Source organism: Streptomyces racemochromogenes, from assembly GCF_044129415.1.
Taxonomy (GTDB): domain Bacteria; phylum Actinomycetota; class Actinomycetes; order Streptomycetales; family Streptomycetaceae; genus Streptomyces; species Streptomyces racemochromogenes_A.
The window spans coordinates 1-19,938 of the sequence record NZ_JBBDHD010000119.1 but is presented as its reverse complement, the minus strand read 5'-3'; the positions used below and the strand labels follow the sequence as shown (position 1 = coordinate 19,938).

Here is a 19,938-nt window from a genome sequence, read left to right as displayed (position 1 = left end):
CCACCCCCCCCACCCCCCCCCCCCACCCCCCCCCCACCCCCCCCCCCCCCCCCCCCCCCCCCCCCCCGCCCCCCCCCCCCCCCCCCCCCGCCCCCCCGCCCCCCCCCCCCCCCCACGAGGGGAGACCGACAGGGCCCCGTCTCCCCGCTCCGCGCCGCCCGGAAGACCACCGCTTGCCCTCAACCGCGCTTGAGGTCCTACGGTCCTCCCATGACCCGCACGGTGCGTGTGCGGGCTCCCCACACCCGGAGAGGCCACCCGATGACGACCCAGCAGACCTCCGACACCGAACTCGCCGGACAGCCCGCCGCGTACTGGACCGGCGTCGCCTACGAGGCGCTCATCGCGTACACCCGGGCCCAGCAGGCCGAAAGGGGCTACACGCAGCCGCAGTTCTGGCTGCTGCGCAATCTGTCGGTGAACGACATCTCGCCCGACGGCGAGGGGATGACCGTGCCCGAGCTGCGGGAGGCCATGTCCTCCTACATCCGCCCCGAGGACGACCTGGCGGCGGAGGCGGAGGGGCTCCTGGAACGCGGCTGGCTGACCCAGGACCCCGAGGGCCGGCTGTGGCTCACCCCGGAAGGGGAACAGGCCCGCGTCGATCTGGCCCGCAACGGCCCCGCGATCCGCGCCGCCCTCCACGAGGGGATCGACGAAGCGGACTACGTCACCACGGTGAAGGTGCTTCAGCGATTGATCCGGAACGCGGGCGGGACGGTCGCCTGACGGACCGCGGGCCGGGGCGGGGTGCGCCGGGCCGGAGGTCCGGAGCGGTCCTTGTGGGGCATTACTAGGCCGCGTTCGCCAGGAGGGACGGTACGGGGACCGGGGCCGGGGCGGGGGTGCCGGTGGGCCGGGCGGCGAGGTAGCGCAGCACCGCGAGGACCCGGCGGTTGTCACGGTCGTCCGCCGGGAGGCCCAGCTTGCCGAAGACCGCCGCGGCCCGCTTCTCCACGGTCCCGGCGGAGACGCACAGTTCGTCGGCGATGGCGCTGTTGGTTCGGCCCAGGGCCATGAGGCGCAGCACGTCCCGCTCCCGGCCGCTCAGCGAGGCCAGGTCGTCCCCGGCCGCCGGGCCGGCGGGACGGAACAGCGGCGCGAGGACGCCAACCACCCGCGGGTCGACGACCGGCTCCCCCGCGGTCACCCGCTCCAGGGCGTCGAAGAGGAACTCCGGCTCGGTGACGTGCTCCTGGAGCACGAAGCCGGCGCCCCGCGTGCCGTCGGCGAACAGCCGCGCCGCCAGGGCGGGTTCGGGGGCCGTGCTGTAGAGCAGTGCCGCGGTGGAGGGCAGCTCGCGGCGCGCCGCGACCACCGCCCCCACCAGGTCGCCGCCGCCGGGGCGGCCCGCGTTGACGACCACGGCGTCGGGCCGGTGCCGGCGGACCAGGGCGGGCAGCGCGGCCCCGCCGGGGACGGCGGCGGCCACCTGGCGTCCGCCGCCGTCCAGTACCTGGGCCAGTCCCGCCCGCAGGACGGCCGATCCTTCGACGATCACAATCCGCATGGGGACCACTTCCTTCGCCCCGCACCCGTGAGGAGTGCGGGGCGATCGGGGGGAACGGCGCACGGGCGGAGGGTCACGCGTGCGCGGGGGCGTACCGCCGGGCGGCGGTCAGGAAGTTCTCCAGGAGCCGCATGCCGCCCGAGGTGGCCACGCTCTCCGGATGGAACTGCACGCCCCAGATGGGCAGGGTGCGGTGCCGCAGCGACATCACGCACCCGTCGTCCTCGGCGTGGCCGGTCGCCCGCAGGGTCTCGGGCAGCGGCTCGGCGACGACCAGGGAGTGGTAGCGGGCCACCGTCATCCGTGGCCCGATCCCTTCGTACAGACCGGTCCCGTCCTGGCGCACGACACTGGTCTTGCCGTGCCGGACCCGGTCGGCGACCTCCACCCGGGCGCCGTGGGCCAGTCCGATCGCCTGGTGTCCCAGGCAGATGCCGAGCAGCGGGGTCCGGCCGCCGAAGGTGCGGACCAGCTCCACGTGGCCGGAGTCGGCGGGATGACCGGGGCCGGGGCCGAGGACCACGGCGTCCGCGTCGAGCGCGACCAGGTCGTTGACGCTCCTGGTGCCGGAGCGCACCACCTCGGTGTCGGCGCCCAGGCCGCGCAGGTACTGGTCGATGATGTGGGTGAAGCTGTCGAAGGCGTCGACCACGAGGACCTTCACGGCAGCAGTTCCTTTCCGGTCAGGGCCCAGTGGGCCGCGCCCATCTTGTGCAGGGTCTCGTGCCACTCCGCCTCGGGCGAGGAGTCGGCGACGATGCCCGCGCAGCTCTGGGTGCGGTAGGTGGTGCCGTCGTGGACCACGGTCCTGATGCACAGGGCGAACCGGCTCCAGCCGCGGAGGTCCACGAGGCCGACGGCGCCGGCGTACATCCCGCGCGGCTGGTCCTCCAGGTCCTGGATCAGTTCCATGGCCCGGATCTTGGGCGCCCCGGTGACGGTGCCCGCCGGGAAGGAGGCCCGCAGCACGGACCAGGTGTCATGGGTGCGGTCGAGCCGGCCGCTGACGGTGGAGACGAGGTGGAAGACGTGCGAGTACGTCTCCACCGTCATCAGCCCCTCGGTCTCCAGGGTCTGCTCCCGGCAGACCCGTCCGATGTCGTTGCGGCACAGGTCCACGAGCATGGTGTGCTCGGCCCGTTCCTTCTCGTCGGCGCGCAGGGCCGCGATGCGCCGCTCGTCGGTCTCCCGGTCGCCGCTGCGCGGCGCCGTGCCCGCGATGGGCCGCATCACGATGCGCTCGCCGTCGTCGGCGTAGAGCATCTCGGGGCTGGCGCCGATCAGCGTGGTGCCGGATCTCGGCACCAGGTACATGTACGGCGAGGGGTTGCGGGCGCGCAGCCGCCGGTAGACCTGGAGGGGGTCGAGGTCGGTGACGACCTCGATGCTGTGGCCGATCTGGATCTGGTAGACGTCCCCGACGCCGATGTGCCGGAGGCAGCGCCCGACCCGGGCGAGGAAGGTCTCCTTGTCGGTGCTGTCGCTCACCCGGCGGGGCTCGGGGGCCTCGGGGACGGCGTCGCCTGACGGCGGCCGGAGGGCGGCCGCCGTCAGGTCGTACGCGGCGGGCGGCGGGAACTCCGCGGCGTGCGCCCGCAGGTGGCGGACCTCGTGCGCGGCGAGGTCGTAGTGGACGGTGTCGCGGAAGAGGGTGAGGACGCAGTCGGGTCCCCCGGTGTCCGCGGGCCGTTCGGGCAGCTCCTCCATGTGCCAGGCGGCCCCGTACCCGACGGTGGCGAGGAAGCCGAACGCGAAGCCGGCGGCCGGTACCCGGGTGTGGACGGTGAAGAGCCGCTGGGCGGCGCCGAGGAACTCCCAGAGCAGGCCGGGGCGGGTGAGCCCGCGCGCGCCCGGGCCGAGGGCCGGCATCCCCATGCGGTCGGCGACGCCGAGCAGCGCGCGGGACAGGCCGTCACAGCCGCGGATCAGCAGGTGGGAGGCGTGGACCTCGATCTCGGCGAGCCGGCCGTAGCCGACGACGGCCGAGCTGCGGTCCTGGAGCGGCCCGGCGGGGCTCTCCAGGACGTAGACGTCCTCACTGCCGAACCGCTCGCACAGGGCCGTGTAGAGGTCGAGCGGTTCGTGGTCCGGCAGCGGCGTCTCCTCGACGTGTACGTCGATGGGCGCCGGCCCGGGTGCGGCGGCCGGGGTCGGTGGTTCGAGCAGGGTGGTCACGGGCTCTCATTCCTTGGTGCGTCAGCGGAGGGGTCCGCTCAGTCGAGTACGTAGCCGTCCTGGGCCCGCAGACCGCGCGACCGGCGCAGGTCGGTCAGGACGAAGCTGCGCTGGAGCCAGCGGTCCTGGCCGTCGTAGCGCGGGCGGAAGGACGTACGGCCGTGGACGGTGACCCGGTTGTCGACGATCGCCAGGTCACCGGGGGTGAGGCGGATGGTCTGCGCGGTCAGGTCGAAGAGCCGGTTGAGCTCGTCCAGGGCGCTCTGGGCGCGGCGGGTGGTGGCGCGCGTGGCCGCGAAGTCGACCCGGACGTCGGGGTCGTCGGCCGCTCCGGTGAGGACCGCGTGCGGTGCGGCCGCGCCGGGGACGGAGCCGAAGGAGGGCGGGGCGTCGGTGACGAACTCCTCCTTCTGCAGGGCCGTCCGGCTGGTGTCGGACAGCAGGGGGAGGACCTGGCGGACGCAGGCGGTGCGCAGGCCGGCGACCCCTTCGTGGTCGGCGCGCAGGCACAGCAGCATCACGAAGTCGGGGCGGTGGGGGTGGAACGCGTTCTCGGTGTGGAAGGAGAGCAGGACCGATCCGGCGTTGCCCTGGAAGTCCTCCTGGCCGGGTACGGGCACCACGTCCTGGACGAGCGCGCCGGTCTTCTCGGGGCGGAAGGCGGCCGGGTCGCCGAGGCCGGAGGCGACCGTCAGGAGGACGGCGGCGGCCACGTCGGCGGTGCGCTGCACGGACCCGCGGACGGTCGGGGTCTCGGGCAGCGTCTCCTCGCCGACCGGCAGGCCGCGGACCAGCAGGGCGCCGGAGGGGCCGGAGTCCCGGCGGAAGGAGCGCAGGGCGCGGCGCAGGCCGACGGGCAGGTCGCACCAGGCCGTGCGGGCGGCGTCGACCCATTCGGGGGTGTCGATGCGGCCGTCGGCGACGGGGGCGAGGGCGCGGGCGATCTCGCCGATCCGGTCGGCGTCCTGCGGGCCGACGGTCACGGCGCCGCCCGGGGAGCCGGCGCGGGGCTTGTCGAGTGCCAGGGTCATGTACTCATCCCTTTCTGGGCTGTGCCGCGGTCGCTGATCGCCGCCACCAGGGGGGCGGCGATGCGCCGGTAGGCCCGGGTGGAGAGGGCCACGGACCGGTCGAGGCGGGCGGCGTTGAAGTAGATCTCGTCCTCGTCGAGCAGGTCGCGGTCGACGAGGAGGTGGAGCCGGGGATCGAAGGAGAAGGGCACGATCGAGCCGCTGACGCAGCCCGTGAGCCGTTCCGCGGTGGCACGGTCGGCGAAGCCGGCCCGGCCGCCGCCGGCCAGGGCGCCGACGGCTTCGGTGTCGACCCGACGGTCGCCCGGGACCACGGCGAGCACGTAGCGGCGCGCCGAGCGGCCCCGGGCGACCCGGAGGACGATGGACTTGGCGGCCTGCCGCAGCGGGTGACCGCGCAGCAGGCTCGCCGCCTCGGTGGCGCCCTCCGGGGCGTGGTCCAGGACGCGGTGGCCGGCCGTGCGGTCGGCGAGCAGGTCCATCAGCCGGGTGTGGGCGGTCGGCTGGGCGGTGGTGTCAGCCCGCACTGGCCATCGCCTCGATGACGGAGCGCGGACGCATGTCGGTCCAGTGCGCGGCGACGTAGGCCTGGCTCTCGTCGTGGCCGGCGTTCTCCAGCACGGCCTGCCAGCCGGCCGGGACCTCGGCGAAGGACGGCCACAGGGAGTACTGGCCCTCGTCGTTGACGAGGACGTGGTAGCGGCCCTCGGGGTCGTCGAACGGGTTGCTCATCGTCGTTCCCTTCAGAAACGGTGTGGTGGAGGTGCCCGGCGGGTACCGGGTACCGGGTTCAGGCGGCGGATCCGACGGCGGGTTCGGCGGCGGTGTCCGCCAGCTCGTCGCCGTACACGCCGCGCACCCAGTTGCTCTGGTAGACGGTGTCGAGGTAGCGCTCGCCGAGGTCCGGGGAGATCGCCACCGAGACCAGCCCGCCGCGCTCCCCTCCGTGCCGGGAGAGCCATTCGGAGGCTCCGGCGACGACGGTGCCGGTGGAGCCGCCGAACAGGAAGCCGCGGGCGGCGAGGCGGTGGCACATGCGGACCGTCTCGGACTCGGGGACGACCACCACGTCGTCGACGAAGGACTCGTCGAGCAGCGGCGGCCGTACGCCCGCGCCGAGGCCGGGGAGCATCCGGGGCCCCGCCGGGTGGCCGAAGGTGACCGAGCCGACGCTGTCGACGGCGACGATCCTCACCTCGGGCCGGTGCTCCTTGAACCAGCGGGCGCTGCCCATCAGGGTGCCGGTGGTGCCGGCCCCGATGAAGAGCACGTCCACGCCTGGGAAGCGCTGGGCGATCGGCGGGGCGGTCCAGCGGTAGTGGGCCCGCCAGTTGTTGGCGTTGAGGTACTGGTTGAGCCAGACGTGCCGGGAGTCGGTGTCGCACAGCCGGCGCACCAGGTTGAGCCTGGCGCCGAGGAAGCCCCCTTCCGGGTCGGGTTCGGTGACGATGCGGACCTCCGCGCCGAACGCCTCCATGAGGCGCCGGGACGCGAGGTTGCAGCGCGAGTCGGTGACGCACAGGAAGCGTCGTCCCTTGCTGGCCGCGATCATGCTGAGCGCGACGCCGAGGTTTCCGGAGGAGGACTCGACCAGGACGGAGTCCTCGGTCAGCACCCCGCTCTCCTCTGCCGCCTCGATCATGGAGAGGGCGGCCTTCTGCTTGATTGATCCGCTGAAATTGAATCCTTCGCATTTGAGATAGACCGGTGTACCGAGAACCGGCCCGAGGTCGACGTAGAGATCGTCCTCGTTGAATTCCTGCGGGGCCGAGATGATCGGCATGGGTCCTCCCGCCTTAGAGGTGAGGCTGAGAATGGCGGGCGGGTCAGCCGTAACGGCGCATCTCGTGGAAGAAGCCGTCGACGACGGACAGTTCGCCCGCCTCGCGCACGGTGTCGTAGACGTGCTTGCCGAGCGCGAGGTCGAGAATCCCGAGTCCGAACGGGGAGAAGATCACCGGTCGGTCAGCGGGCGGTCGGAGGGTGCCGTCCAGGACGTCGTGGAGGGTCCCGTGCACGAAGTCACGGTTGCCCACGCGCTGTTCGGCGAGGTGGAGCGAGGTGCCGGCCTTCAGGCAGTGCTCGACGTCGTCGACGACGTTGGTCGCGGCGAGCACCACCTCGGGCGCCAGGTCGCGCAGCGACACGTGCAGCACCAGCGGGTTGTGGCCGAACCAGTCGGGGTCCTGGACGTGCGGTTCGCCCGCGACGGTGGCGAAGACGACGAGGTCGCTGGAGCGGATGAGCTCCTCCGGGCCGTCGTGGACGGTGACCTCGCCGGGGGTGCCGGCGCGGTGCAGGTAGTCGGCGAAGCCCTGGGCGTGGTCGCGGCTCAGGTCGTACACGCCGGCGGACTCGAACTCCCAGCCGGTGCCGGCGAGGAAGGCGTGGATGTAGCGGGCGATCAGGCCGACGCCGAAGAAGCCGACGCGCCGGGGGCGTTCGCGGCCCTCGGAGAGCTTCGCCGCGGCCAGCGCGGCCGAGGCCGCGGTGCGGGCGGCGCTGATGATGGAGCTCTCCAGGCAGGCCAGCGGGTAGCCGGTGGCGGGGTCGTTGAGGATCAGCACGGCGGAGGCGCGCGGCAGGCCCGCCGCGACGTTCTCGGGGAAGCTGGAGATCCACTTGAGCCCGTCGACGGCGTTGTCCCCGCCGAGCGAGGCGGGCAGGGCGATGATCCGGGAGCTGGGCCGGTCGGGGAAGCGCAGGAAGTACGACGGCGGGTTGACGGTGTCGCCGGCGCCGTGGACGCGGTAGGCCGCCTCGACGATGCCGGTGACCTCCCGGTGCCGGCCGGCGAGCACCCGGTCGACCTCCGCGCCGGAGATCACGGCGAAGGCGGGCGGGGCCGCGGTGCTTGAAGACATGGGGTTCTCCCTCGGGGTGGGCGGGGCGCGGTGGCGGTGGCGGGCCGGTCAGGGGGCGAGCACGTGGCCCGGGAGGCGGACGGGGTCGCCGAGGACGACGACGATCTCGCGGTCGCCCTCGTAGGGCTCCCGGCTGTGCGCCATCCGCAGGTTGTCCACGATCAGCACGTCGCCGGTGCGCCACGGCTCGCGGTGGGTGGCGTCCTGGTAGGCCCGGTTGAGGGTCTCGATGACCTCGGGCGGGATCGGGGTGCCGTCGCCGTACGCCGTGTTGAAGGGCAGCGAGTCGGGCCCGTAGACGTCGGTCAGGTACTCGCGGACCATGGGGTCGAGCGTCAGCTCGTTGAGGAAGGCGATCTGGTTGAACCAGACGGGCCGCCCGTTGCCCGGGTGGTCGGTGACCGCGGACCGCCGCTGGCGGGTGCGCAGCGCCGCGTCGGGCAGCCACTCGTGGGCGATCCCCTCCCGGTCGCAGTACGCCGCCACCTCGGCGGGGTCCTCGGTCCCGAAGGCCTCGGTCCAGGAGACGCCGACCTCGCGGTAGGTGCGGGTCAGCTGCCAGCCGTCGCGGGCGAACCGCTCGACCAGCTCGGCGGGCAGCGCCCGCAGCACCTCCTGGGAGTCCGCGACGGCGGTGGCGCCGCCGGAGGCGGGCGCGGTCAGGCAGCCGAACAGGGCGACGGAGGGCACCTCGGCGGCGTAACTCACCTCGTGGTGCATGCACATGGGCTCGTCGGAGGGCCACTCGGAGGAGGACAGGGCGCCGGGTGCGAGGACGCGGCGCGGTGCGAAGGCCTCGCGCTCCGCCATCGCCTCGATGCCGAGCGCGGCCGCGATCGCGGCGACGGCCTCGGGGGTGCGGGGGTCCAGTCCGCGCACCACGACGGCGCCGCACTCGTCGAGGACGCCGCGCACGGTCGCGCGGTGCGCCGCAGCCCAGGACAGCGGCGCACCGTCGGCGTCGGCGGTGATCACCGCCGGCCGGCCGGGCCGGGCCTCGGGCACGGGGGCCGTGAGGTCGAGCAGGGAGGTCATCTTGCGGTCTCCTTGTCGGTACGGAGCGGGTGGGGTGGGGCCGGCCGGGCCCGGCGGGGCCCCGGAGGGGGGCCGGGGCCCCGGCGGGGGGTCAGACCGCGGCCGTCGCCAGGCGCTCGGCCATGCGCCGGTCGAGGAATTCCGCGAGGTCGGCGAGGACGGGGTGGGTGGCCAGCTCGACCACCGTGACGAGCCGTTCGAGGCCGATGGCGAGCCGTACCGCGGTCAGCGAGGTGCCGCCGAGTTCGAAGAAGTGCGCGTCGCGGGCGATCCTGTGGACCGGCACCTTCAGCGCCGTGCTCCACAGTTCGGCCAGACGGCGCTCGGTGTCCGTCGCCGGCAGTTCGGGTCCCGCCACCGGCGCCTGCGCCGCCGAGTCCACGGCCCGCTGGGCCAGTTCCTTCTTGTCGATCTTGCCGTTGGCGGTGAGCGGCATCGTGTCCAGGCGGATCAGGCGGGCGGGCACCATGTACGAGGGCAGGACCGCGGCGAGCTGTTCGCGCAGCCGCACCGGCTCGCGGCCGTCGGCGGTGGTGACGTAGCCGACGAGGGTGCGCTCCTCGCCGCTGCCGACGGGCACGACGGCCACGTCGCGCACGCCCTCCGACCGCATCATGCGGTTCTCGATCTCCCCGATCTCGATGCGGAACCCGCGGATCTTCAGCTGGGCGTCGCGGCGGCCGTGGAACTCCAGGCGTCCGTCGGGCGCCCACCGGCCGAAGTCTCCGGAGCGGTACACGCGGCCGCCGGGCCGGGCCGGGTCGGTCAGGAAGGCGGCGGCGGTGCGCTCCGGGTCGTTGACGTAACCGCGCCCCACGCAGACGCCGTGGAAGACGATCTCGCCGGGAGCGCCCGACGGCACCGGTTCGAGCCGCTCGTCGACGACCTGGATGCGGACGTTGCGCACCGGCCTGCCGAGCGGCACGGAGGTCCCCGCGGGCGGCGTGCGCATCACCTCGTGGTTGGTGTCGTCGCTGGTCTCGGTGAGGCCGTACGCGTTGACCAGGGGCACGTGGGGGAAGGCCTCGAACCAGCGCTCGACGAGTTCCTTCTTGAGCGCCTCACCGGTCGCCGAGACCATCCTCAGGTCGGGCAGCAGGCCCGTGCGTCCTTCGAGGTAGGTGAGCAGGACCTCCAGGTAGGAGGGGACGAGCTGGACGACGTGCACGCGTCCGGTCCGCAGGATCTCGGTGAAGCGGCCGATCTCCAGCACCGCCTCCTGTTCGACGATGCGGGTGCGCCCGCCGACCACCAGCGCGGAGACGAGCTGCCACAGGGAGATGTCGAAGCACTGGGGGGCGGTCTGCGCGACCGTCGTGTCCTCGGTGATCTCCAGGTCCTCGATCTTGGCGAGGAGGTGGTTGACGAAGCCCGCGTGCTCGCACATCGCGCCCTTGGGCTCACCCGTGGAGCCGGAGGTGAAGTAGATGTAGGCGAGGGCGTCGGCGGCGACGGGGAGGTCCGGGTCCTGCTCGGCGAGGTCCCCGGGCAGGGCGTCGATCCGGTGGACGCGGGGGGTCGCGTCGGCTCCGCACGCCGGGTCGGCGTCCATGGCCGCGACGGCCCCGGCCAGGCCCGGGGAGACGTCCGTGACGGTCAGCACCTGGCGGCAGCCGCTGCGCCGCAGCATGGTCTCGATGCGCGAGGCCGGGAAGTGCGGCTCGACGGGTAGGTAGGCGCCGCCGGCCTTGAAGACGCCGAGGACGGCGGCCGCCCAGTCCAGGTCCCGCTCGGTGACGACGGCGACCACGTCCTCGCCCCACAGCCCCTCGCGCCGCAGCTGCCAGGCGATCCGGTTGGCCCGCCGGTTGAGCTCGCGGTACGTCAGCGACCGGTCCCCGTGCACCACGGCGACGGCGTCGGGCCGCAGCCGGACCTGCTCCTCGAACAGCTCGTGGAACCGCTGCTCGGGCAGCGGCCGGTCGGGTCCGGCGAACCGCTCCCACTGCATGCGCAGCTCCTCCTCGCCGAGCAGGTGCCGCGCGTGGTGCGGGGCCTGCGGCTCGGTGAGCGCCCGGTGCAGGGCCGTGACGTAGTACCCGGCGATGCGGCGGGCCGCCGAGGCGTCCAGCACCTCGCGGCGGTGGCGCACCAGCAGCCGGCCGTCCTCGACGGCCACCCCGAGCACGACCCCGTCCGGCAGTTCCTCCGGGAGGTCGGAGGCGCGTTCGGCGACGAGGGCGTCGTACATGGCCGACACGCCCCGCGGGGCCTGCGCGGCGAAGCCGCGGATGGCGTACAGGGTGCCGGTGGCGGCCTCGACCAGCTCGGTCCAGCTGCCGTCGTCGACCACGACCCGGGCCATCAGGGCGCTGCCGCCGGCCGGCTGGAATCCGGTGACGGTCTCCCGGTCTCCGGTGAGTGCCGCGACCACCTTGGCGTGCACGGCGAGCAGGAGCGGGGCGCCGGACAGCGGCCCTACCCCGTCGGCGGGGAACTCCCCGTCCAGCTCCGCCCGGATCTCGCCCGTACCGGTGGAGTCGGGCTCGCCGGCCCAGCTCGGCAGGGGGGTGTGGCCCCCCGCGCGGGTGACGTGACGCCAGTACTCCCGGCCCGCCACACCGCCGACTTCGTCCGCCCCGTTCACCACGAGTGCTCGCCTCCATCGGGAATATCAGCTCATTCGCGTGGGCCGATTCCCGGCTCCACCTCTACGGAAAAGACGATATGGAGCCGCCTTATCGACGGAATATCGGTCCTGTTCCGGCGAATGACCGGACACAAAAGCCCGGAGGCGGCGACCGGTCGGACCGGTCGCCGCCTCCGGGCGGGGTGGTGCTGATGTCACAGGCGCGTCGAGAGCATCCGGCCGATTTCGGCGGCGGGCGCCGGCCCGACCAGGGACTCGTGGGTGGCGGCCACCTCGAACCGCTCGATCACCCCGGACAGATAGGGCTCCCAGGCGCTCTGGTCGGCCCATTCGCGCACGTTCTCCGTGGCTGCCACCAGCAGCAGGTCGCCCTTGAACAGCGGGGGCCGCGCGGGCGAGACCAGCCGTACGTTGTTCACCAGCACGTCCAGCACCGCGCCGCGCTGCTCCTCGTCGAGGTGGCGCAGCTCGCTGTCGCTGAGCCCCATGTACCCGACGACCCGGGCGTGGACTCCCGCGGTGTCGGCGGGCGCCGCCTCGGGGTCGTCTCCGTGCAGCCGTGCGTACGCCTGGAACAGGTCCCGCAGCACCTGGTCGGCGCTCAGTTCGTGGCGCCGGTGTTCCTCGACCGGGAAGGCGTCCAGCAGCACCACGTTCTCGACCTCCTCGCCGCGCGCCTGGAGTTCGGCGGCCAGCAGGTGGGCGAGGGTGCCGCCGAGGGACCAGCCGAGCAGCCGGTAGGGGCCGTGCGGCTGTACGGTGCGCATCTGCGCCACGTACCCGTCGAGCATCTCCTCCAGCGTGGCCGCCATCGGCGCGGTGCCGTCGAGTCCGGTGGACTGCAGGCCGTACAGGGGCTGTTCGCGGTCGAGGGTGCGCAGCAGGCCGGAGTACGACCAGCCGAGGCCGCCCACCGGGTGCACGCAGAACAGCGGGGGGCGCGAGCCGGTGGTGCGCAGGGGGAGCAGCGGCGCGAAGCCGGACCCTTCCCCGCCGTCCTCGCCGTCGATCCGGGCGAGGAGCAGCGCCGGGGTGGGTGCCTCGAAGACCTCCCGGACGGTGGGCTCGGCACCGAGCACCTGTCCCATGAGGCCGGCGAGCTTGGAGGCGAGCAGGGAGTGGCCGCCGCGGTCGAAGAAGTTGTCGTCCATGGCGACCCGGTCGACGCCGAGCACCTCCGCGAAGAGGCGGCACAGCACGTCCTCGCGGGCCGTGCGCGGGGCCCGGCCCCCGGATTCCTCCGCCGGGGCGGGCAGGGCGCGCTCGTCCAGCTTCCCGTTGGGGGTGAGCGGCAGTGCGTCGAGGACCACGACGGCGGACGGCACCATGTACTCGGGCAGGCGGCCGTGGAGGGCGCCGAGCACCCCGGGGACGTCGACCCCGTCGGGTCCGGCCACCACGTAGGCGACCAGGCGCCGGATGCCGGGCCGGTCCTCGCGTACGACGACGGCCGCCCGGGTGACGCCGGGTCCCTCCAGGAGCGCCGCCTCGACCTCGCCGCGCTCGATGCGGAAACCGCGCAGCTTGACCTGCCCGTCGGTGCGGCCGACGAAGTCGAGCCGGCCGTCGCGGGTGCGGCGGACCAGGTCCCCGGTGCGGTACATGCGGCCGCCGGCCGGCCCGTGGGGGTCGGCGACGAAGCGGCCCGCGGTGAGGACGGAGCGGTGCAGGTAGCCGCGGGCGACACCGGGCCCGGCGATGTAGAGCTCGCCGATGGCTCCGGCGGGCAGCGGGCGCAGCGCCCGGTCCAGGACGTAGGTCCGCATGCCGGGGAGGGGGCGGCCGATCGAGTGGACCGTGGAGGGGTCCTCGGGGTCCTGGAGTCCGTAGGTGACCTCGACGGTGGCCTCGGTGGGACCGTAGGCGTTGATCATGCGGCGGCCGGGTGCCCAGCGGGCCACCAGCTGCGGGGTGCAGGCCTCGCCGCCGGTGATCAGGGTGGTCAGGGCGGGCAGGTCGGTCTCCGGCAGCCCGGCGAGGACGGCGGGCGGCAGGTGGACGTGGCTGATGCTCCGCTCGGCGAGGAAGGCGGCCAGCCGCTCCCCGACGTGGCGCTGTTCGGGGATGACCAGGCAGGCGCCGGTCAGCAGCGCCATGCACAGCTCGGCGACCGACACGTCGAAGCTGGGGGACACGAACTGCAGGACGCGGCTCCCCTCGCCGGCGCCGAGGGCGGTGTGGCTGCTCGCGCCGAGGGCGGCGAGGCCGGCGTGGGTGACCACGACGCCCTTGGGGGTGCCGGTCGACCCCGAGGTGTAGATCACGTACGCGGGGTGGTCGGGCCGCAGCGCGGGACGCGTCCTGGGCGCCGCCGGGGCGGGGCCGGCCGGCGCGTCGTCCAGGAGCACGATCGGCGCGTCGGTGGCGGGGAGGCGTCCGGCCAGGTCCGCGGTGGTGAGCACGGCCTGCGGGCGGGCGTCGTCGAGCATCAGCGTGAGCCGCTGGGCCGGGTAGTCGGGGTCGAGCGGCACGTAGGCGGCGCCGCTCTTGACGACGGCGAGGACGGCGACGGCCAGCTCGGCCGAGGCCGGCAGGGCCAGGGCGACGAACCGTTCGGGGCCCGCGCCGAGGCCGGTGAGCCGGCGGGCCAGTACCTCGGCGCGCGCGTCCAGTTCGGCGTAGCTGAGGACGGTGTCCCCGCACTCGACGGCGGGCGCGTCGGGGGTCTTCAGAACCTGCCGCTCGAACAGCGCCGGAAGCGTGTCGGGGGCGACGGCCGCGGGGTTGCCGGTCCACTCGGCGCGCAGCCCCTCCTCCTCCGTCTCGGAGAGCAGGGTGAGCGCGCTCAGCGGCAGCGCCGGGTCCGCGGCGGCGGAGGCGAGCAGCCGGGCGAACCGGTCGGCGAGTTCCTGCGCGGTCTGCGGGTCGAAGAGCGCCGAGGCGTACTCGACGATGCCCCGCAGGCCGCCCGCGTCGCCGTCGGCCGTCTGGGTCTCGGCGATGCTGAAGGAGAGGTCGCAGCGCGCCGTCCCGGTGCCGATCCCCTCGAACCGGACGGTCAGGCCCGGCAGTTCCATGGCGGCCCCGGCGTTGTTCTGGAAGGCCAGCATCACCTGGAAGAGGGGGTGGACGGCGGCGGAGCGCACCGGGTTGACCGCTTCCACGAGCCGTTCGAAGGGCAGTTCCTGGTGGGCGTAGGCGGCCAGGTCCGCCTCGCGGACGCGGCGGATCAGCTCGCGGAAGGCGGGGTCTCCGGAGGTGTCGGTGCGCAGCACGAGGGTGTTGACGAAGAATCCGGCGAGCCCGTCGAGGGCGGGGGCGCCGCGCCCGGACACGGCGGTGCCGAGCGGGATGTCGTCCCCGGCGCCCATCCGGCTGAGCAGGGCCGCGAGCCCCGCCTGCACCACCATGAAGACGGTGGAGCCGGCGGACCGGGCGAGGGCGACGAGCCGCCGGTGGTCCTCGGCCCCGAGGGCGAACTCCACGAAGCCGCCGCGGTGGTCGGCCGTGGCCGGCCGGGGCCGGTCGGCGGGCAGGTCGAGCTGGAGGGGGGCGCCCGCCAGGACGGTCCGCCAGTGTTCGAGCTGGGTGGCGAGCAGGCTCTCGGGGTCGTTCTCGTCGCCGAGCAGTTCGCGCTGCCACAGGGTGTAGTCCGCGTACTGGACGGGCAGCGGCTGCCAGTCGGGTGCCAGCCCGGCGTGGCGGGCGGCGTACGCCTCGGCGAGGTCCCCGAGCAGCGGGGCGACCGAGCCGCCGTCGGCGGCGATGTGGTGGACGAGCAGCAGCAGGACGTGCTCGCGTTCGGAGATCCGCAGCACGGTGGCGCGCAGCGGGATCTCCTCGGTGAGGTCGAAGGCGTGGCGGGCGGCTTCGGCGAGCACCTCGGCGGCGTGCTCGGCGTCCGTCTCGACCACCTCGACGGGCGGTGCCACTCCTTCCAGGACCAGCTGGTACGGGTCGCCCGCGTCGTCCGGGAAGACGGTGCGCAGGCTCTCGTGCCGCTCGACCACGTCACCGAGGGCGGCGTTGAGGGCGAACAGGTCGAGGTCGCCGGTGAGCCGCAGCGGCATCGGCACGTTGTAGGTGGCGCTGGGGCCCTCCACCCGGTGCATGAACCACAGGCGCTGCTGCGCGAAGGAGAGCGGGATCCGCTCGGGTCGCCGGCCGGCGACCGGTTCGGGGCGGGCGGTCTCGCCGGCGGCCCGGCGGATCTGCTCCGCCAGCCGGGCCGGCGTGGGCGCCTCGAACAAGGCGCGGACGGGCAGGGAGACACCGAACACGGCGCGGACGCGTCCGAGGAGCTTCAGCGCGGACAGCGAGTGGCCGCCCTTGGCGAAGAAGCTGTCGTCGGGGGAGAGTCCGCGCTGGCCCAGGACCTCGGCGAACAGGCCGATGAGGATCTCCTGCTGCGGGGAGCTGCCGGTGCTCCGGGCCGGGGCGGCGGGAGCGGGGGCGTCGGTGTCGGCGTCGGCGTCGGCGGGCACGGGCAGCAGGGCGCGTTCGGCGTCGGGGAGCCGGGGCAGCTCGCCCACCATCGGCCCGGTCGGTTCGGCGGTCGCCTTCAGGATCCGCACGACGTGGCCGAGCACGGCCTCGGCCGCGGCGGGCCCGTACAGGTCGGGGCGGTACTCCAGGCGCACCAGGAGCCGTGCGCCGGCGAGGCCCGCGATCAGCCGCAGCGGGTAGTGCGCGGCGTCCTTGCCGGTGACGCCGCTGACCCGCACGCCGGCGTAGGACGGCGGTGCCTCGCCGCCGCCCGGGTAGTTCTCGACGGTGAGCACGGTGTCGAACAGGTCCCCGGTGCCGGCGATGCGCTGGACGTCGCCCAGGCGCAGCTGCTGGTGGTCGAGGAGGAGCGCCTGCTCGTCCTGGAGGGTGCGCAGGGCCTCGGCGAGGGGACGGCGGGCGTCGAGGCGGACGCGGACCGGGACGGTGTTGATGAACAGGCCGACCATGGTCTCGATGCCGGGGATCTCCGGGGGGCGGCCGGAGACCACGGAACCGAAGACGACGTCGTCGCGGCCCGTGAGCTCCTTGAGGGTGAGCGCCCAGACGCCCTGGAGGAGGGTGTTGAGGGTCAGCCCGTCGGCCCGTGCCCCGGCGAGGACGGTGGCGGTGAGCGCCTCGGGCAGTTCGACGGTGTGGTACTCCGGCTGGACGGGCCCGCGCTCCGGTCCGGGGGCGACCAGCGTCGGGCCGGCGAGGCCGTCGAGGGCGCGCCGCCAGGCCTGCTCGGAGGCGGCCCGGTCCTGGCGGGCGAGCCAGGCCAGGTAGGTGCGGTAGGGGCTGACCGGGGGCAGGCGGGAAGGGTCGCCGTGGTCGGCGTACAGCGCGAGCAGTTCCCGCTGGAGCACCGGCGCAGACCAGCCGTCCCACAGGATGTGGTGGTTGGTCAGGGCGAGGCGGTGGCGCTCCGCTTCCAGGCGGACGAGGCGGAACCGCAGGGCGGGCGGGGCCGCCAGGTCGAAGGGGCGGGCCTGCTCCTCGGCGAGCAGGGCCCGCAGGGCCTCGTCGCGCCGTCCGGCCGGCAGGTGTGCGAGGTCGGTCTCCTCCCACGGCAGCGGGACGTCGCGGTGCACGACCTGGATGGCCTGGCCGTTGGCCCGCTGCCGGAATCCGGCGCGCAGGTTGGCGTGGCGGCGCAGCAGGGCTTCGGCGGCGGTCCGCAGGCGGGCGGCGTCCAGCGGTCCGGTCAGCTCCAGGACCATCTGGGTGGTGTAGACGTCGGCGCCGGCCGGTCCCGACTGGGGTTCGTCGGCGAGGGCGTGGAAGAGGAGGCCTTCCTGCAGCGGGGAGAGCGGCAGGACGTCTTCGAGTCCGGATGTCTTCATGCGATGTACCTCAGTTCGGTTTCCAGGTCGTCGATTTCGTCCTGGCTCAGGGTCACCAGGGAGAGGTCGGAGGGGGTGAAGCCGCCGGCGCCGGGTTCGCGCACGCTGTCGGCGAGGGCGCGCAGCGCGTCGAACCAGCCCTCGGCGAGGGCGCGCACCTCTGCCTCGTCGAACAGTTCGCGCGGCCAGGTCCAGGTGGCCGTCAGTTCGGGACCGCCGGGGAGGTCGCGGGTGAGGGCGTTGATCTCCAGTGCGTGTCCGACCGGCATGTCCGGGTCGCGGGGCTCCGGGGACGGGATCCCGGAGACGGCCGCCCAGTCGCCGGCGGAGGTGAACCCGCCGGAGGCGCCGGCCGACGGGGCGGCGGGGAAGCGGCCCAGGTAGTTGAAGCCGATCTGCGGGGCGGGCCGGCCGGACAGGGCGGCCGCCGAGTCCTCGTCGAGGTGGCGGAGCAGTCCGTAGCCGATGCCGTGGTCGGGCAGGGCGCGCAGCTGCTCCTTCACCTGCTTCAGGGCGCTCGCGAGCGGAACGTCGCCCGGCTCGACCCGCACGGGGTAGAGGGAGGTGAACCATCCGACGGTACGGGAGAGGTCCAGTCCGTCGGCTATCTCCTCACGGCCGTGGCCCTCCAGGTCCAGCAGGAGCGCCGGGGCGTCCACGCCGCGGGCCCGCCGGTGGTCGCGTACGGCGAGGGCGAGGGCCGTGAGGAGGACGTCGTTCACTCCGCCGTGGAAGGACGCCGGGACCGTGGTGAGCAGCGGGGCGGTGACGTCGGCGGGCAGGGTCAGGCTGACCGAGCACGCGGCGGCCCCCGTGTCCCGTGCCGGGTCGAGGGCGCGGGCGGCGAGCAGCGGGTCGGGGGTGGCGGCGATCTCCTGCCAGAGCGGGAGTTCGGTGCGCCGCCCGGCCGCCGCGGAGGCCAGTGCGCGGGTCCAGCGGCGGAAGGACGCCGGTACGGGGGCGAGTTCCTCGCCGTCCCAGGCGGCCGCCAGGTCGGGCAGCAGGATGCGCCAGGAGACGCCGTCCACCGCCAGGTGGTGGGCGAGGACCAGGAGCAGGCCCGGCCGGAGCGTGCCCCGGTCGTACCAGACGAAGCGGATCACGGTGCCCTGCCCGGGGTCGAGGAGCAGCCGGGCGGCTTCCCCTTCCGCGGTCGCGACGGCGGCGAGCTCCGCGTCGTCGAGCCCGTCGGCGTCGACCCGGTGGAGCAGGTCGGCCGCGCGGACCTCGCCGGGGTCGCGGACGTCGAGGCGCCAGCCGTCGCCGTCCGGCAGTGCCCGCAGGCGCAGGGCGTCGTGCCGGTCGAGGAGGGCCTGCACCGTCGCCGTGAGCCGCTGCCCGTCGGCTCCGGCGGGCACCTGGACGGTCATCGACTGGTTGAAGCCGGTCCAGGAACCGCCGAGCTCCCGCAGCCAGTGCATGATCGGCGTGGCCGTGAGCTCGCCGCCGTCGGGCTCCTCGGCGGTGTCGGCGGTGTCCTGCCGTACGGCCTGGGCGATCAGGACCAACTGGGCGACCGACTGGTGGCCGAACACGTCGCGGGCGGAGAACACCAGGCCGGCGCGGCGGGCACGGCTGACCAGCTGGATGGCGAGGATGCTGTCGCCGCCCATCTCGAAGAAGCCCGCGTCGGGGTCGACCTGTTCGAGGCCGAGGACCTCGGCGAAGAGGCCGCAGAGGATCTCCTCCTGTGCCGTCCGCGGAGCCCGGCCGCCGCCCGCCGGGGCGAACACCGGGGCCGGCAGGGCCCGGTGGTCCAGCTTGCCGTTGGGCGTCAGCGGGAGCGCCTCCAGCGTCACGAACGCCGAGGGCACCATGTACTCCGGCAGCCGCTCGGCAGCCGCCGCGCGGAGCGCCTCCGCAGAGGCGTCACCGACGACGTAGGCCACGATCCGCTTGTCACCGGGCCGGTCCTCACGGACGATCACCGTCACCTGGACCACACCGGGCTGCTGCGCGAGCGCGGACTCGATCTCACCGAGCTCGATGCGGAAACCACGCACCTTCACCTGGTGGTCCACCCGGCCCACGAACTCCAGCTGACCGTCGGCCCGCCACCGCACCACGTCACCCGTGCGGTACATGCGCCCGCCCGGCGTCCCGAAGGGGCCGGCCACGAAGCGTCCGGCGGTCTGCGCCGCACGCCCCAGGTAGCCCCGTGCCAGACCCGAGCCCTCGACGTACAGCTCACCGGGCACGCCGACCGGCACCGGCTGGAGCCGGTCGTCGAGGACGCGGATGCGGGCGTTGAGGATCGGGGTGCCGATGGGCGGGGTGACGGCTCCGGAGAGCGGGCCGCTCATCGTGGCGCACACCGTGGTTTCGGTCGGACCGTACGCGTTGATCATCCGGCGGCCGCGGGACCACTTGGCGACCATGGCCGGCGGGCAGGCCTCACCGGCCACGACCAGGGTCATCCCGGCCGGCAGGCCGTCCTCCGGCATGACCGCCAGCGCCGCCGGGGGCAGCGTCGCGTGCGTGACCCCGTGCCGGGCCAGCACCGCGGCCAGCGGCTCGCCCGGCAGCAGCTCCTCCGACCGGGCCAGCACCAGCCGGGCCCCCGACAGCAGCGCCATGAAGACCTCGGAGGCGGCGGCGTCGAAGCTCGGCGAGGCGAACTGGAGCACCCGGCTGTCGGACTCCACCGCGAACCGCTCGATCTGGCCGGTGGCCAGTGAGGAGACACCGGAGTGGGTGACGACGACGCCCTTGGGGCGGCCGGTGGAGCCGGACGTGTAGATCACGTACGCCGGCGAGGCCACCAGCAGCGGGGCCGTGCGCTCGGCGTCCGTCAGGTCCGCCGCGTCCAGGTCCTGGAGCGGGAGCCGGTCGACGAGCACCAGTGCCTCGGGGGCGCAGGGCAGCTGCCCCGCACGCTCCCCGTCGGTGAGGACGGCGACGGGTCCGGCGTCCTGGAGCATGTACGCGATCCGGTCGGCCGGGTACTCCGGGTCCACCGGAA

The 19,938-nt window shown here is 74.4% G+C and carries 13 protein-coding genes; 1 reads left to right on the top strand and 12 read right to left on the bottom strand.

Annotation, left to right across the window (positions count from 1 at the left end; all coding sequences use genetic code 11):
• Window positions 1-261 precede the first annotated feature (261 nt).
• Window positions 262-729 carry a MarR family winged helix-turn-helix transcriptional regulator gene (locus WDV06_RS30100; protein WP_395512962.1) on the top strand — a complete coding sequence of 156 codons (468 nt, stop codon included), beginning with the start codon at window positions 262-264 and terminating at the stop codon, window positions 727-729.
• A gap of 64 nt (window positions 730-793) precedes the next feature.
• On the opposite strand, the gene WDV06_RS30095 is transcribed toward WDV06_RS30100, so the two are convergent.
• The 12 genes from WDV06_RS30095 to WDV06_RS30040 all read right to left on the bottom strand — a co-directional run.
• On the bottom strand, window positions 794-1,510 hold the full coding sequence (locus WDV06_RS30095) for a LuxR C-terminal-related transcriptional regulator (RefSeq protein ID WP_395512961.1): 717 nt from the start codon (window positions 1,508-1,510) through the stop codon (window positions 794-796).
• A gap of 73 nt (window positions 1,511-1,583) precedes the next feature.
• Entirely contained in the window at window positions 1,584-2,174 is a 591-nt protein-coding gene (locus WDV06_RS30090; protein WP_395512960.1) for an anthranilate synthase component II, read from the bottom strand.
• Window positions 2,171-3,685: an anthranilate synthase component I family protein gene (locus tag WDV06_RS30085; protein WP_395512959.1), complete on the bottom strand. Its 1,515-nt coding sequence runs from the start codon at window positions 3,683-3,685 to the stop codon at window positions 2,171-2,173. Before WDV06_RS30085 ends, WDV06_RS30090 begins: the two co-directional genes overlap by 4 nt.
• 38 nt (window positions 3,686-3,723) lie before the next feature.
• Complete coding sequence (locus WDV06_RS30080) at window positions 3,724-4,716, bottom strand: TauD/TfdA family dioxygenase (protein ID WP_395512958.1); 993 nt, start codon at window positions 4,714-4,716, stop codon at window positions 3,724-3,726.
• Window positions 4,713-5,198, bottom strand: a complete 486-nt coding sequence (locus WDV06_RS30075; protein WP_395512963.1) for a YbaK/EbsC family protein — start codon at window positions 5,196-5,198, stop codon at window positions 4,713-4,715. The genes WDV06_RS30080 and WDV06_RS30075 overlap by 4 nt, the downstream gene beginning before the upstream one ends.
• A 34-nt stretch (window positions 5,199-5,232) precedes the next feature.
• On the bottom strand, window positions 5,233-5,448 hold the full coding sequence (locus WDV06_RS30070) for an MbtH family protein (protein ID WP_395512957.1): 216 nt from the start codon (window positions 5,446-5,448) through the stop codon (window positions 5,233-5,235).
• Between the two features lie 58 nt (window positions 5,449-5,506).
• Window positions 5,507-6,499: a 2,3-diaminopropionate biosynthesis protein SbnA gene (sbnA, locus tag WDV06_RS30065; RefSeq protein ID WP_395512956.1), complete on the bottom strand. Its 993-nt coding sequence runs from the start codon at window positions 6,497-6,499 to the stop codon at window positions 5,507-5,509.
• 43 nt (window positions 6,500-6,542) lie between these two features.
• Window positions 6,543-7,580, bottom strand: a complete 1,038-nt coding sequence (gene sbnB / locus WDV06_RS30060) for a 2,3-diaminopropionate biosynthesis protein SbnB (RefSeq protein WP_395512955.1) — start codon at window positions 7,578-7,580, stop codon at window positions 6,543-6,545.
• 48 nt (window positions 7,581-7,628) lie between these two features.
• A complete protein-coding gene (locus WDV06_RS30055; protein ID WP_395512954.1) occupies window positions 7,629-8,615 on the bottom strand; it encodes a TauD/TfdA family dioxygenase in 987 nt (328 codons plus the stop codon).
• Window positions 8,616-8,706: 91 nt separating this feature from the next.
• Entirely contained in the window at window positions 8,707-11,205 is a 2,499-nt protein-coding gene (locus tag WDV06_RS30050) for an amino acid adenylation domain-containing protein (RefSeq protein WP_395512953.1), read from the bottom strand.
• A 194-nt stretch (window positions 11,206-11,399) separates the two neighbouring features.
• The gene (locus WDV06_RS30045; RefSeq protein ID WP_395512952.1) at window positions 11,400-16,976 is read right to left on the bottom strand and encodes an amino acid adenylation domain-containing protein; all 5,577 of its coding nucleotides are present in this window, start codon (window positions 16,974-16,976) and stop codon (window positions 11,400-11,402) included.
• A partial coding sequence (locus WDV06_RS30040; RefSeq protein WP_395512951.1) for an amino acid adenylation domain-containing protein occupies window positions 16,973-19,938 on the bottom strand: 2,966 nt, incomplete at its 5' end. The genes WDV06_RS30045 and WDV06_RS30040, both read right to left, overlap by 4 nt.